Origin of the sequence: Flectobacillus major DSM 103, from assembly GCF_000427405.1 — a bacterium.
In the GTDB taxonomy this organism is placed as follows: domain Bacteria; phylum Bacteroidota; class Bacteroidia; order Cytophagales; family Spirosomataceae; genus Flectobacillus; species Flectobacillus major.
Genome location: NZ_KE386491.1, coordinates 2,528,286 through 2,542,611, shown reverse-complemented (window position 1 = coordinate 2,542,611; position 14,326 = coordinate 2,528,286). Strand labels below are relative to the sequence as shown.

General features: G+C 37.9%; 9 protein-coding genes. 4 read left to right on the top strand and 5 right to left on the bottom strand.

What is annotated here, in order from left to right; genetic code table 11:
* Nucleotides 1-893: 893 nt before the first annotated feature.
* Entirely contained in the window at nucleotides 894-3,698 is a 2,805-nt protein-coding gene (locus tag FLEMA_RS0116875; protein ID WP_026995776.1) for a TonB-dependent receptor, read from the top strand.
* A gap of 89 nt (nucleotides 3,699-3,787) precedes the next feature.
* Here the strand turns inward: FLEMA_RS0116875 and FLEMA_RS68815 are convergent, their stop codons facing one another.
* Together FLEMA_RS68815 and FLEMA_RS68810 are read right to left on the bottom strand one after the other, a co-directional pair.
* Nucleotides 3,788-4,933, bottom strand: coding sequence for a cysteine desulfurase family protein (locus FLEMA_RS68815; protein ID WP_044171543.1), 1,146 nt, complete (start codon nucleotides 4,931-4,933; stop codon nucleotides 3,788-3,790).
* A gap of 355 nt (nucleotides 4,934-5,288) precedes the next feature.
* Nucleotides 5,289-5,813: a DUF937 domain-containing protein gene (locus FLEMA_RS68810; RefSeq protein ID WP_044171540.1), complete on the bottom strand. Its 525-nt coding sequence runs from the start codon at nucleotides 5,811-5,813 to the stop codon at nucleotides 5,289-5,291.
* 101 nt (nucleotides 5,814-5,914) lie between these two features.
* Here FLEMA_RS68810 and FLEMA_RS0116800 point away from each other — a divergent pair, with 101 nt between their 5' ends.
* Entirely contained in the window at nucleotides 5,915-6,352 is a 438-nt protein-coding gene (locus FLEMA_RS0116800; RefSeq protein WP_026995773.1) for a nuclease A inhibitor family protein, read from the top strand.
* A gap of 60 nt (nucleotides 6,353-6,412) precedes the next feature.
* Here FLEMA_RS0116800 and FLEMA_RS68805 read toward each other — a convergent pair whose 3' ends face one another.
* Nucleotides 6,413-6,934, bottom strand: a complete 522-nt coding sequence (locus tag FLEMA_RS68805; protein ID WP_044171538.1) for a ferritin — start codon at nucleotides 6,932-6,934, stop codon at nucleotides 6,413-6,415.
* 238 nt (nucleotides 6,935-7,172) lie between these two features.
* Here FLEMA_RS68805 and FLEMA_RS0116775 point away from each other — a divergent pair, with 238 nt between their 5' ends.
* Nucleotides 7,173-7,751 (top strand): TetR/AcrR family transcriptional regulator, encoded by a 579-nt coding sequence (locus FLEMA_RS0116775; protein WP_026997746.1) that lies wholly within the window; start codon nucleotides 7,173-7,175, stop codon nucleotides 7,749-7,751.
* Here the strand turns inward: FLEMA_RS0116775 and FLEMA_RS68800 are convergent, their stop codons facing one another.
* Nucleotides 7,752-10,667: a PAS domain S-box protein gene (locus tag FLEMA_RS68800; RefSeq protein WP_044171536.1), complete on the bottom strand. Its 2,916-nt coding sequence runs from the start codon at nucleotides 10,665-10,667 to the stop codon at nucleotides 7,752-7,754.
* Between the two features lie 565 nt (nucleotides 10,668-11,232).
* On the opposite strand from FLEMA_RS68800, the gene FLEMA_RS0116665 reads away from it, so the two are divergent.
* Nucleotides 11,233-12,531, top strand: a complete 1,299-nt coding sequence (locus FLEMA_RS0116665) for a Gfo/Idh/MocA family protein (RefSeq protein ID WP_026995771.1) — start codon at nucleotides 11,233-11,235, stop codon at nucleotides 12,529-12,531.
* Between the two features lie 95 nt (nucleotides 12,532-12,626).
* On the opposite strand, the gene FLEMA_RS68790 is transcribed toward FLEMA_RS0116665, so the two are convergent.
* Nucleotides 12,627-14,111: a xylulokinase gene (locus FLEMA_RS68790; RefSeq protein WP_044171529.1), complete on the bottom strand. Its 1,485-nt coding sequence runs from the start codon at nucleotides 14,109-14,111 to the stop codon at nucleotides 12,627-12,629.
* Nucleotides 14,112-14,326 lie beyond the last annotated feature (215 nt).

Sequence of the window (14,326 nt, the reverse complement as noted above, 5' to 3'; positions counted from 1 at the left end):
ACCATAAGGATTGCTACATACAGGACATTTTTTTGAGTTGGTGCGTCTTACCAAATAGAATACGACTACCCATACTTGAATCACAAGATACAAGAATGCTAAAATTACGAGTGGATTTACTGATTCTTCAAACATATTATAAAAGTGTGTTGGATTAACGACTATAGGTTTATATACGCTCTTTTCTTGGAATAGTGAAAAAATATCCAATGGTATAAGAAACAAGTGATATAAATTGAAAAGAAAATATTACAAAATACTATACAGGCAGCAGCGGTCAAGTATTAATGAAATATTGGTATGTAGCAAGTGAAGCAAAAACTTAATTAAGGTTGTAATATCCCAAAGTTGCAAAATAAATTGCTAAAAAGCAATCATTTGAAGCGGAAAATTATTGATAAAGGGTAAATATAAGAGAGAAAGTATTGTGTTTATATATAGGTAATTGCGCTCTGAGTAGATTTTAAGATTTGTTATCTTTTAGATTATTTTTAATTAAAAAATAGACTAGATTCTTCTAATAGTACAATTATAAATGATTGTACTATACCAATATCATAACTTAGATATATTCAAAAGTTTTTATTATTAGGGCTTATTACCGCGGAAAAAATAGAGTTATACGTTTGTAAGATATATTAGGATGTCGTTGAATTCTTAATTTAATAGGCTTTTTTTATGGCCTATTCTATGATTTTGCTCTTGAAATGTAGGAGCGAAACTTTAATTTATGATGGTTATATCTCTGATATCATGAAGATTGTCTATAAATTATTCAATTTAGACGCTTTCACTTCTTTTTGAGTACCCGACTCACTAAACAATTCTTGTATAAGGGCTATCTAAGGGAGACATATTCTATCTTAGTTCAGCAGTATATAAAGCATTACAACATGAAAAAATTATTAACCTTATCCTTTTTGTTTACTATTTGCTTGTCGGCTTTTGGGCAAAATAGCCGCTTGACAGGCAAAATTGTTGATAACAAAGGCGAACCTCTAATCGGTGTAAATATAGTATTGACGAATCTAAAAGACGCAAAAGACAAGCACTTTGGCCCAACCGATGTGAATGGTCGGTTTATGATTTCCAAAATATCTACGGCATCATATACCATGAAGGCTTCTATTGTAGGTTATAAAGACCTCATTCAGACCGTAGAAATCAACAAAGATTTGGTAAACCTTGGGCAGGTTGTAATGGCTGAGGCCGTCAACGAGCTGTCGGAGGTAGTGGTAAAAGGCAAGGCCGCCACTATGGTACAAAAAGGCGATACGCTCCAGTATAATGCCAATGCCTTTAAGACTGCTCCTGATGCCAATGCCGACGAGCTTATCAAGAAAATGCCAGGTATTACTTATGAAAACGGTCAAATCAAGGCTCAGGGCGAAAACGTAGCACAGGTATTGGTAGATGGTAAGCCTTTTTTTGGTGATGACCCCAATGTGGCTCTGAAAAACCTTCCTGCCGAGTTGATTGATAAAATAGAAATTATGGACAGACTTAGCGACCAGTCGCAATTGACTGGTTTTAATGATGGCCAAACCACCAAAACTATTAATATTATTACCAATCCTAACCGTAGAAATGGGCAGTTTGGCAAGGTATATGGCGGGGCAGGTACCAACGATACCTATTCGGCTGGCGGAAATATTAACTTATTTAATGGTGAAAAGCGTTTGTCGATTGTGGCGATGAGCAACAATATTAACCAACAAAATTTTTCTAGTCAGGATTTATTAGGAGTAAATAGTGGTAGTGCTGGCGGTGGTGCTCGTGGTGGTGGTGCTCGTGGTGGCGGAGGCGGTGGTGCTCGTGGTGCAATGGGCGGTAGTCAAGATAATTTTATGGTTGGACAACAAAACGGTATTAATACAACCAATTCTTTTGGGATAAACTACTCGGACAACTGGAGTAAAAAAGTAGCCGTAAAAGGAAGCTATTTCTTCAATAACTCTAATAATGCCAACCAACAATCTGTCTATAGAACGTATTTTCTTAATCAGAATACTAGCCAATACTACGACGAAAATTCGAGTAATACGAGCAACAACTACAACCATCGCTTTAATTTAAGAGTTGAATATACCATCGACCCCAAAAATACGATTATATTTACACCTCGTTTGAGTATCCAAACCAACAATTCGACAAGTGCTGTAGAAGGCTTGACTACTTTGGCCGATAACCAAAAACTTAATCAAAGCAGCAACTTAACCACAGCCAATCGTACAGGTTATACCTTCAATAATAGTATTTTGTATCGCCATAGCTTTGCCAAAAGAGGAAGAAGTATTTCCCTCAATTTGGGTACAGATGTTAATGATAGGTCGGGAACTAGCTATTTGGCTTCTAACAACCAATATTTTTCGGGAACAACGTCTGATGTAACAGTAAAACAGCTTTCAGAAACTGATACCCGTGGCTATAGCTTGTCGTCAAATTTGGTGTATACCGAGCCTATCGGTACAGGGTTGTTACAGTTAAATTATTCTATTAATTACAACCACAATAATAGCAATAAAACCACCAATCGAATTAATTCTATTTCAAATGAGTACACAATATTGGACTCGTTGTTGTCTAATAAATTCGATAATGACTATGTTACTCATCGTGCAGGTGTTGGCTATAACCTCAGAAGTAAAAATGGCAACTTAAACTTTGGTACTAATTTTCAAAGAGCCGAATTGTCGGGCGATCAGCTATTTCCTCGTGTCAATTCTGTACGAACATCTTTTGAAAACCTATTGCCATATTTACAGTGGGACTACCGCTTTACGGCCGATAGCCGTTTAAGAGTAAATTATCGAACAAATACCAATGCCCCAAGTATTACCCAGTTGCAAAATGTAATTGATAATACCAATCCGTTGTTCCTAACAAGTGGTAACCCCAATCTCGACCAAGAATATAGCCATAATATCAACGCCCGTTATTCGTGGAGCAAACCAGCCAAAGCTCTAACATTTATGGCCATTGCCAACGTAACGTATAATTTGAATACCATTGGAAATGCCGTAACTATTGCTCAATCAGACATTACTTTGCCAAGTGGAGTATTGTTGCGAAAAGGTGCACAACTAACACAGCCAGTCAACTTCGATAATTCGTTGAATGTGCGTTCGTTTATGGTAATTGGTGCTCCATTGTCGTTTATCAAAACCAACGTGAACTTAACATCGGGCTACAGCTATTCTCGTTTGCCAGGCAAAATCAACAACCAAGAAAACACCAGTAACCAATATAATTTTAACCAAGGCGTTACATTGGGTAGTAATATTAGTACCAATATCGACTTTAGTTTGAATTATACCCTCAATTTCAACAAAGTAGAAAACTCTATTCAGCCACAGCTCAACAATAAATACTTTGTTCATACAGGTACAGGGCGTGTCAATTTACTTTTTGGAAAAGGGTTTTTATTCCAAACCGATTTGAATTATTATCGCTACAATGGTTTGTCAGATTCGTTCAATCAGCAGTTTGTGTTATGGAATATATCGGCAGGCAAGAAGTTGTTTAAAAAGCAACAAGGCGAAATTAAACTTACGATATTTGATGTGTTGAAACAAAATAATAGTATTGCTCGAAATTTGACCGATACCTATATCGAGGACGTTCGTTCAAAAGTATTAAGTCAATATTTTATGCTGACTTTTACCTACAATATCCGCAATTTTAAAGGGAATAGTTAAGTGGGTATATCAGTCGGTGGGTTAATTCACCGACTGATATTTTTTATAATAACCTATCAATTGTTTCTTAAACTGTATTAAATCTTCCTTTATTGCTGCAATTTGGCAATCACTTCTTTTACGTGATTGATAGTGTACAAAATCTCCTCTTCGGTAGTATATTTCCCAAGGCTAAAGCGAATCGAACTGTAGGCTAGTTGGTCGGCTACACCCATTGCCTTTAAAACATGTGATGGTAAAACAGATGCCGATGTACAAGCCGAACCCGATGATACGGCAATATCGTGTAGGCTTATTAGCAAAAGTTCGCCATCGACCCCTCCAAAGGCTATATTCGATACATGAGGCAAACGGCATTGAGTATTGCCATTGACCGACGTTTGGGGTATTTGTAAAAGACCATTTTCGAGAACATCCCTTAGTAATGCTATTGATTGGGCATTGCTTTGCATTTCTTGTTGAGCTATTACACAGGCTGTTCCCAAGCTTACAATACCCGGCACATTGAGTGTTCCTGAGCGTAAACCTCGCTCATGTTTGCCACCATCCATCTGAGCTACAAGGTGTAAGTTTTTGTTTTTTCGATTTATATACAAAGCCCCAACTCCTTTTGCACCGTACAGTTTATGAGCCGATAAGCTTAGTAAGTCGATATGGTCATTTTGGACATCTATGGGTATTTTGCCAACCGCCTGTGTGGCATCGGTATGAAAAATAATTTGGTGCTGTTGACACAATGCCCCAATTGCTCTAATCGGGAAAATTACGCCCGTTTCGTTATTGGCATACATCGCCGACACCAAAATGGTACTTGGGCGAATAGCCCCCTGAATTTGTTCAAGGCTAATTTGTCCCTGATTATCAGGATATAAAAGGCTAATTTCAGCTCCGAGGTGTTTTAAATGTTCGCATACATCCAATATTGCTTTGTGCTCAGTAGCAATAGTAATAATATGGTTACCTTTATGAGCCAAAGCCTCAAAAACACCCTTTAACGCAAGGTTGTTGGCTTCGGTAGCACCACTTGTAAATACAATTTCTTTGTCGTTGGCGTGCAATAAATGGGCTACTTGTTGCCTTGCAGTAGCCACAGCTTCTTCGGCCTTCCAGCCGTACAAATGGCTTCGTGAAGCAGCATTACCAAAGTTTTCGCTAAACCAAGGTAACATTTCTTGCAAAACCCTTGTATCGACGGGTGTGGTTGCGTTATAGTCTAGGTAAATAGGAAGTTTCAAGGGTAAATAATCGGTTAAATGGCTGAAATTATGAAAAATAATAAACGTCTTTATTTGAAATACTGAGCAAATACCTATTGCTACAATATAGAGGAGCTGTTTAGATTATTATAAAATAGGCTTGACACCTTTGTAATACTACTAGTGAGGAGGATTGTTAAGATAAAAAGAATAAAAGAATTGTTTTGGCATAATCGCCAAAGCCCTCAATGCGTATTTTCAATCGGCAAGCACTCATAATCCATTCTAAGACATTTTTTGGGGTAGAATAGTTTCCATAAAAAGTACCATAAATCACAAAAAAAGAGGTATAAGAAACCTTATACCTCCTTAAAAAGTTCAGCGTAAATATTGCTTATTTGAACAATCCTCCTAGCAAACCACCTAGGCCACCAGCTTGTCCTTGTTGGCCACCGCCACCCATTAGTTTACCAGCAATATTGCTAATATCGTTCATATCGAGCTTACCATCGCTAAATGCACCTACAAAATCTTGAATATTCAAAGAAGAATCGTTAGGGTCATTAGTTTTTGAAATAACAGAACTAATAACGCCAGGCAAAACCTGTGATACGATATTGGAAGCAGCACTATTGCCAATTCCAAATTTCTGCATAAGGCTGCTTACAGCTTGTTGAGCAATGTTGGCGACAATTGGGTTTGACATCAAGCTTGTAGAGCCAGAAGCACCACCTTGTCCGCCCAAAAGACCCATGACACTTGCAATACCATTTCCTTGAGCTTGTTGCTGAAGCCCACCTGTAATAGCCCCCAAAATCGTTTCCATAGCAGAGTCGTTTTGATCATTAGGAATTGCAGGGTTGTTAACGATAGCGTCTTGCGAATGGTCTTTAATCAGACCCATTAATTGTTCTAACATTTTTTATTGGGTTTTAAATTGCTTTGTGTTCTTTTACAATTATATGAAGAGATTTTATATATTCAACCATTGAATGCTTAAAATATAAATAAAACATCATTATGACAGAAAACCCCATTCTTGCGTCACTTGAAAATAATAATTTATCTTTACAAGACGAAATAAACCGTTTGATAGCCGATTTGTATTATCCTAGCGAATCGGATGAAAAGATAGCGTTTGTGGAAGTGGACTTGCCTACCGATACACCTTTTGCATTATCAAGTTTTAAAATGTTTTTAGGCATCTTGCCCGATACAGTAGCTTCAGAGATAAGTTTAGACGAATTTTTTGCCCCATTATTAAAAACAGAAGATTGGTTTGGCGAAGAAGAATTGGCTTGGGTAAAAAGTGCAGAAGCCCTAAAAACACTGATGACTTCTCAGTTGACAGATATTGTTGGGTATAAATTAGGAAGCATAGAAATAGATGTTTATTTGTTGGGCAAAAGCCAAGCAGGTAACTGGCAGGGTATCAAAACCAAAGTGGTAGAAACCTAGGCCGTATAAAATCCAAAAACCTGATAGACACTATCAGGTTTTTGAGATAATCAGCTAAAATTATTCTCCAATTTTAGCAATTTCTTTGTCAAGAACAAATTTGCCAGTTGGGCTTTCCGAATCGATTAAATCGAATAGTTCTAATGCTCTGCGAGCATTTTTCTCTTCTTCTCTTTGCTCGGTTACATACCACATCATAAAATTCTCGGTTGCGTAATCGTTTTCTTCACGGCACTTCAACACAATTTTATTGATAGCATTCGTAACATTGATTTCGCTTTGCAAAGCTGCCTCAAATACACTCTTGAAAGTCGGGAATTCTTGTGTTACTTCGCCAATGGTAGGCGTAATAGCTGAACCACCCACTTCATTAATATATTTAAACAGCTTAAGGAAATGCTCTCTTTCTTCTTCGGCTTGCTTATAAAGGTATTCTGCCGACTTTTCAAATCCATTTCTATCTAACCACGAAGCCATAGCTAAGTATTTTTGAGAAGCCTCAGCTTCCATTTTACACTGTGCATTAAGTGCTATTTCAATCTCTTCTTTCAAAGAAGTACGTTGTCTCATTAAATCTTTCATAATGCTATGGAATTTATTATTGATTACAATATTAACAGTTAACTAGAATAAAGCATTTGTTGTCTAAGAAAAATTCAAGAAATTTGGAATCAATCTAATTATATAGCCAAAAATACCATGAATTGAAGCCATTTTTACAAAATATTTGCTGAAGATACAACCATAACAATACGCTTTTTGCTACAAGAGCTACTTTAGTGATTTTTATGATTATCCCTTAAAAATACCCACCCTTATTATGAGAACTAAGGACGAAGCCAAAGAACAAATGATACTCGACAGTGCCTTATCAATGATTGCCAAAGTGGGCTTGTCGGGCTTTAAAATAACCAATTTGGCCAAAGAAGTTGGTATTGCCGCTGGTACAATTTATATCTATTTCAAGGATAAAGAGGCATTGATAAAAAAGCTGTATTTATATTTGATTGAGAAAGAAGCGGCAGCTTCTTTGGCTTTGATGCAAACCCACGAACCGCTCAAAAATCAGCTTGAACAACTTTGTTATTATTATCTGGCCAATACCCTACAAAATCCAGAACATGCCGCTTTTTTTGAACAATATACTCGCTCGCCTTACTATGAGTCTGACGAAGAATTACAGCGGCAAGAGGCTTTAGTTTTAGCACCTATTTATCATCAATTGCTAAAAGGACAACAAGCTAATATCATTAAGCCCATAGACCCAGAGGTACTCGTTACACTTATCTGTGGAGCATTAGCCGAATATGCAAGGCTGATGATGCTCAAAAAAGTGAAGCCTTCTAGCAACGAATGGGCTGCTATTTTTCAGATTCTTTGGGATGGTATCAAATGCTAATTAGGGTTTGTACGTTTTATTAACAATCTTTTTAATGATAGAGTCTAGTTCTAATACCGAAATCTTTAAATCCTGAATCACTTGACTTAATATGTCATCGGCAGGGATTTCTACCAAATCAAAATATTCGATAATGCCCAAAATTCGAGATACAGGTGCTCGAAGTTGATGCGATTGAAACCATGCAATTTCTTCGAGCTGATTAGATTGCTTAGCAATTATCTCTATTTTTTGGTTCAAATCTGTAATATCTTTAGAAAAACACGCTACTCCTGTAATATTACCCTCATGGTCATAAATAGGGTTAAAGTTGATAATAACACTCTTGGGTTCAGCAAATGATTCTAGCCGTTCTAGTACCGAGAACGATTCGCCCAAAATACCTTTTTGGTAATAACCTTTCCATTTATCTACTAGGTGTTTGGGTAGCCTGTCTTCAAAGCCTGCCTGATTTATCTGAAAAGGCTCGCCTAGGTAGTTGGACATGGCGTTGAGGTATGGTTTATTGGCCAAAATCAGATTGAAATCTCTATTGACCGACCAGATAATATCGGTAGTAGAATTAATAATAGCTTCTTGATTTTGCTGGGCATTTTGTAGGGCTATTGCCTGTTTTTTGCTCATGGTTGTATCTTTAAAATAAATAGATAAACCTTCAGTAGATGGATATACCGATGCTTCTATCCATAAATCGAATGCCTGAAAATAGGCCTCAAACGACTGCGAAGCATTTTGTTGAAGTACTTCATGGAGTTTTTGGTAAAAAACGGGCGTAGCTTCTTGGCTAAAATATACCCAAAGGCTTTTGCCAAGAATGGAGTCTCGGCTTTGTTGAAAAATCTTTTCGGCCGAAGAGTTCCAATAAGTAACTATCCAATTTTTATCAACTGTAAAAAAACCATCAGTAATACTTTCAAGGGTATTTTTTACAGCCTCGGCATGTTTGAGGGCTTCCGCTGTTTTACTTTTTAGCTCGGTTACATCTCTACCAATCACAAAAACCTGTTTGCCATTGGGGTCGGGTACTGCAACCCATTCAATATGCCGATAATCGTTGTTGGCGGTTCTGTAGCGATTGCTATGGGCATACACAATTTCGCCTCGGTAGAGTTTTTGAACCTGTTCTAGCGATTCTTCCAAATCGTCTTGGTGGATAAAATGCGTATAGTTACAGGCCTGAAGTTCTTCAAACGAATAGCCCAATACTCGGGTAAAAGCAGGATTTGCTTTGACAAAATAGCCATCTTTATCTGTAATACAAATTAAGTCGGCCGAGTAGTTGAATAGATTTGAGAGTTCTTCACGGGCTTTTACTTTCAAAATAAGGCTTCCTAGCGAAGCGGCAACATTGCTCAGCACTGTAATTAAATGATTGTCTTCAGGTATATCGTTGTTGTCGAGCAATACCAGCACACCCAAGACATTGCTGGCGTTGGGGTTTTCGAGAATCGGAACGGTGATAGCTGTATAGATTTTGGTAGTATCAAGTAATTTGGCTCTATTAAAATGAGAATTATGGGTTAAATCATTAAACCAAACACTTTGCTGTTTTTGCCAACTCATAATAGGTAAACCTTGGCTATCAAATTTACGCACATGAGCCTTTGAGTTTTCGACAAAATACACTAGGTCGGCTGCCTTTTGTTCTACCGACGAGCTTGCCAAAAACAATTGTTTTTTCTTGGGGTCGGGCATCCAAAACTCTGTAAGTTGCCATCCCGTAAACATTCGGATATTATTACCAATAGCAGTAAGGGTTTGCTTGAGCGAAAAAGAGTCTTTGATACTACCCAAAATCATGCTATTGAGTTCGTCTTCACGTGCTTTTAGCTCCGATTCGGTAATATCGCTGAGAATATGCAAATGAATTCCTTCTCGAATATTAGCTACAGCCCGCCACTCTACAATTTTATTTTGTGAATGTTTGCTATTAACATTGATTTTGCCTCGAAACCTACCAATCTGAGTAAGAATATCCCAAAAACGCTCTAAGCGGTGCGTATTACTATTATGGATAAAGTGATTGACTGAGAAATGGGTGATTTCGGGAATCGAATATTCAAATAAACCAGCGGCTGCTTGATTAGCATCTAGGAAGTTTCCTTTTTCGTCGCTCAGCAAAATGGCATCAGTCGCGTTCTCAAAAATAGCCAAAAGTTGCTCTGATGTTCTTTTTCGCTCATTTTCAGCCAAGATTCTTGGTGTTATATCATGAGCCAGTGCCAAAATAGCATCAGTACCCTTATAAGAAGTTTCATGGGCTGTAATTTCTACATAAATCGTACTTCCATCTTTGGTTTTATGGGATTCGTAACCAGACGATAAAGAGTGATGTACTGATGTGTTTTTTTGTAGTAAATCTTGGTATTTGAGTTGATGGAATTCCCTGAGTGAATAGCCATATTTGATACAAGCAGCCTCATTTACTTTTATAAATTGGTCGGTTTGCTTATTGTACACCCACATGGGCATAGGATTGGCATCAAATAACTGTTTGTAATCGTTGGCTACTTTTTTGAACCTACTTCGTAGCGTTTGCCTCTCTTTGGCAAATAATAGTACTTTTTCAAGTGTGTTGGCATCAAATTGCTCGGTACTGATATAGTCTTGAGCTCCTGCCGAAATAATAGCCCGAACAGATTCTTTGATAATAGTGTTGCTAACTACAATAATCGAAGCCGTAGGAAATTTTTTGCTGAGCAATTCTATCATTGTAATAGCCCTATTTACAACATCAGGGTAGACAAAAACCAATACAAGATCTGGTGTAAAGTCATTCTGTGAAGGGAAATTATCGGTAATATTTTGCCAGTAATATTCTTTGATGGTAGGAAAGACTCCAATACGCTGCAACTGAGTTGTGAAAAAAACTGAATTTTCATAATTACTAACAATAGTAAGGGCTTGTTGGAACATAATATCTATTGATTTAAGGTAAGCCTATACGTAAAGATATAATTTTTCACTAAAAAAAAGTTTTAAAAGATAGAAAATCTTAGCTTAAATGAGGATTTTTTAGTCTAAGTGACAATGTGAAAAAATAGAATTGTATTAAGTTACTGATTTAGTGTAAGATGTGTAGACAGTAGGATATAACTCTTAATGAGTGTAATATAAGCGTAAAAGTTGAATTTTAGTGATGTGTGGTCTATTATTTCAAAGATGAATTATTGGGTGTCAATAGTAAAGAAAAATTTTGGGGAAATAGTAATAATTCAGTACCAAAAAGATTTTCTGAGTAGCCAATTGAATACACTTTATCATCAAAAGGGTATGTAATAAACAAAGTGTAGTAAAGTGAACGTGGTATTGTGCCGATTCATTGATCAGCCCGATTGTTACATTATGCAAATACTTAATTTTGAGCATAATAAGCCCGTTACAGATAAACAATCATACAGCTAAAAAAGATATGCTTTAAATTAAAAATCAAATGCAAAAATTGGCCGCTAACTTGTCAATTCAAAACCTTAATCTTAACATGAAAAGAAGAAACTTTATTATTCAATCTGCTACTGCCAGTTTGGCTTTTTCTCATTTGCCTTTGCTGTCTGCTTTAGGCAATAAGGCATATCGCTACAAAACAGCCTTGATTGGTTCGGGGTGGTGGGGCATGAATATTCTTCGTGAAGCCATCCGTGCAGGCGAATCCAAAGTGGTAGCGTTATGTGATGTCGATTCCAACCAATTGTCCTTAGCCTTGGAAGAAGTAAAAAAAATGACAAGTGATACGCCCAAAACCTACCGTGACTTTAGAGAATTGTTGCTCAAAGAAAAACCCGAAATAGTCATTGTTGCTACTCCCGACCACTGGCATCCCTTAATAGCAATTGCCGCTATGGAAATAGGAGCAAATGTCTATGTTGAAAAGCCCATTGGTCATACCCTAATGGAAGGCCGAGCTATGGTAAATGCCGCCCGAAAATACGATAGAATTGTTCAGGTTGGTACACACCGAAGGGTTTCGCCTCATAATATAGCGGGTATAAATTTCTTGAAATCTGGAAAAGCTGGTAAAATAGGAATGGTTAGGGCTTTTGTGCATTATGGCGGAGGTGCAGGTACTGTAGTACCCAATTCTGAACCACCCCAAGGACTCGACTGGGACATGTACTGTGGGCCAGCACCACTGATTCCTTACAACAAAATGATTCATCCAAAGGGATTTCGGCAGTTTTTGAATTTTGCCAATGGGCAATTAGGCGATTGGGGGATTCATTGGATGGACCAAATTTTGTGGTGGACTGAAGAAAAGTACCCCAAAAAGGTTTATTCTACTATGGCTAGGCATATCAGGCAAGACAATACTGACTCGCCCGATACACAACTCGTGAATTTTGAATTTGAGTCATTTCAGGTATCGTGGGAGCACCGTTTGTATGCCGCCAACGAAGCCGAAAAAGCCAATGTCGGTTGTTATTTTTATGGAACAGAAGGAACTTTCCACATGGGCTGGCAAGATGGATGGACTTTTTACCCTGCCAACAAAAACCAATCTATTATTCATCAAGAGCCACAATTAAATAAACCCGACGACCAAAATATTCGGGAGTTATGGCAAGATTTCTTACAGTCAATCAAGCAACACAAACGCCCTATTTGCGACATTGAAATAGGACATCGCTCTACCAATATGAGTCTGCTAGGTATGTTATCGGCCAAAGCAGGGCGAAGTATTATTTGGGACGGCGAAAAAGAGGTGATTTTGAACGACCCCTCAGCCAACGCATTGCTACGACGTGAATACCGCAAACCTTGGGAATATCCTTCTGTTGAATAAATCCAGAACATATAATATCATGTTGTGTTATTAGCAGGTAACAAGGTCTACTAATAACACAACGACTTATATTGATACATTCTCTAATATATTATTTAGAGTTGAGCATCTAAAATAGCTTTCCATTGAGCATATACTTCAGCATATTGTGCTACCAAATGAGGAGTAGGCTCTACCAATCCTATTGATTTCATGTTGCTAAAGGCATCTTTAGGATTACTAAAGAAACCTTGACCAATACCAGCTCCTAAAGCCGCACCTTTGGCACCATCAGTGTCATAAAGCTCAACAGCCACCCCAATAGCATTTACTAACGCTTCCGTAAATACGTTGCTCAAAAACATGTTGGCCTTGCCTGCACGAATAACCTTTGGCGAACTGCCATTACTAGCCATAATATCTACACCGTATTTTAAAGAGAACGCAATACCCTCTTGAGAGGCTCTAATAATATGGGCACTACTATGAATATTGAAGTTGATACCCGTAAAAGTAGCATCAATAGTTTTGTTGCCAAGTACTCGTTCAGCTCCATTACCAAATGGCAACACAAAAAGACCATTGGCACCAGCTTGTACCTGCGAAGCCGCATCGTTCATCTGTTGGTAGCTCATATTGGTAGCCACATTGTCACGTACCCAACGATTCAAAATACCCGTGCCGTTGATACACAACAAAGTTCCCAAACGGTTTTGGTTGTTGAGCTGGTGGTTTACATGGGCAAAAGTATTTACTCGTGAAAGTGGGTCATAGCTCACTTGGTCAGACACCGAATACACAACCCCCGAAGTGCCTGCTGTAGCAGCTACCTCACCAGGCTCAAGTACATTGAGTGAAAGAGCATTGTTGGGTTGGTCACCAGCCTTATAGCAAACAGGTGTGCCAGCCTGAAGCCCCAACAAGTCGGCAATTGAGCTAGTGACTTCACCATGATTAGAAAATAACGGACGAAGTTCGGGTAAAATATTATGAGAAAAACCGTACGTTTTCATAACATCTTCCGAAACAGCGTTGGTCTGAAAATCCCAGAAAATCCCTTCCGACAAGGCCGAGTTCGAGGTAGTAATAGTACCCGTAAGTTTCATGGCAATAAAGTCGCCAGGGAGCATTATTTTATACACCGAGCCATATATGCGAGGTTCGTTGGCCTTAACCCATGCCAATTTTGATGCAGTAAAATTACCAGGAGAGTTTAATAAATGTGCAAGACTTTTTTCTTCACCAATAGTTTTAAAAGCCTGATTGCCAATTTCAACGGCACGGCTATCACACCAAATAATCGAAGGTCTCAAAACACGGTGGTCGCGGTCTACCATTACTAATCCGTGCATTTGATAAGCAATCCCGATGGCATGAATATCTTTTGAATTATATTTGCCAGATGAATGGCATCGAAAAACAGCTTGTTGAACGCACTCCCACCACATTTCGGGGTCTTGTTCTGCCCAGCCAGTTTGTGGTGTCGAAATCGTATTTTCGGTATCAGGATACTGTGCCGAAGCAATAATTTGTCCAGTAGTACCATCTACTACCGATGCTTTGATGGATGATGTACCAATGTCGATGCCTAAAAGTAACATATATTATGAGATAAGGGAAAAGGATTGTTTTGTGTTCAAAGTAGAGAATATATTTTCTTACTTAATAGCCAAAATACTATACGGAACAAAGATAAAAAAAGATACTTACAACTGTTCTAAACTGTTCTAAATTTTACGGTATTTTTTCATGAAAAAATATAGTTTTTAAAAAACCTGTTAACTTTAGTAAAAATCTTGAAAAACATTGCTGAAAA

Coding starts and splice junctions, on each gene's coding strand:
- FLEMA_RS0116665 (WP_026995771.1), top strand. CDS start 11,233: ATGAAAAGAAGAAACTTTATTATTCAATCTGCTACTGCCAGTTTGGCT.
- FLEMA_RS0116775 (WP_026997746.1), top strand. CDS start 7,173: ATGAGAACTAAGGACGAAGCCAAAGAACAAATGATACTCGACAGTGCC.
- FLEMA_RS68810 (WP_044171540.1), bottom strand. CDS start 5,813: ATGTTAGAACAATTAATGGGTCTGATTAAAGACCATTCGCAAGACGCT.
- FLEMA_RS0116800 (WP_026995773.1), top strand. CDS start 5,915: ATGACAGAAAACCCCATTCTTGCGTCACTTGAAAATAATAATTTATCT.
- FLEMA_RS0116875 (WP_026995776.1), top strand. CDS start 894: ATGAAAAAATTATTAACCTTATCCTTTTTGTTTACTATTTGCTTGTCG.
- FLEMA_RS68790 (WP_044171529.1), bottom strand. CDS start 14,111: ATGTTACTTTTAGGCATCGACATTGGTACATCATCCATCAAAGCATCG.
- FLEMA_RS68805 (WP_044171538.1), bottom strand. CDS start 6,934: ATGAAAGATTTAATGAGACAACGTACTTCTTTGAAAGAAGAGATTGAA.
- FLEMA_RS68800 (WP_044171536.1), bottom strand. CDS start 10,667: ATGTTCCAACAAGCCCTTACTATTGTTAGTAATTATGAAAATTCAGTT.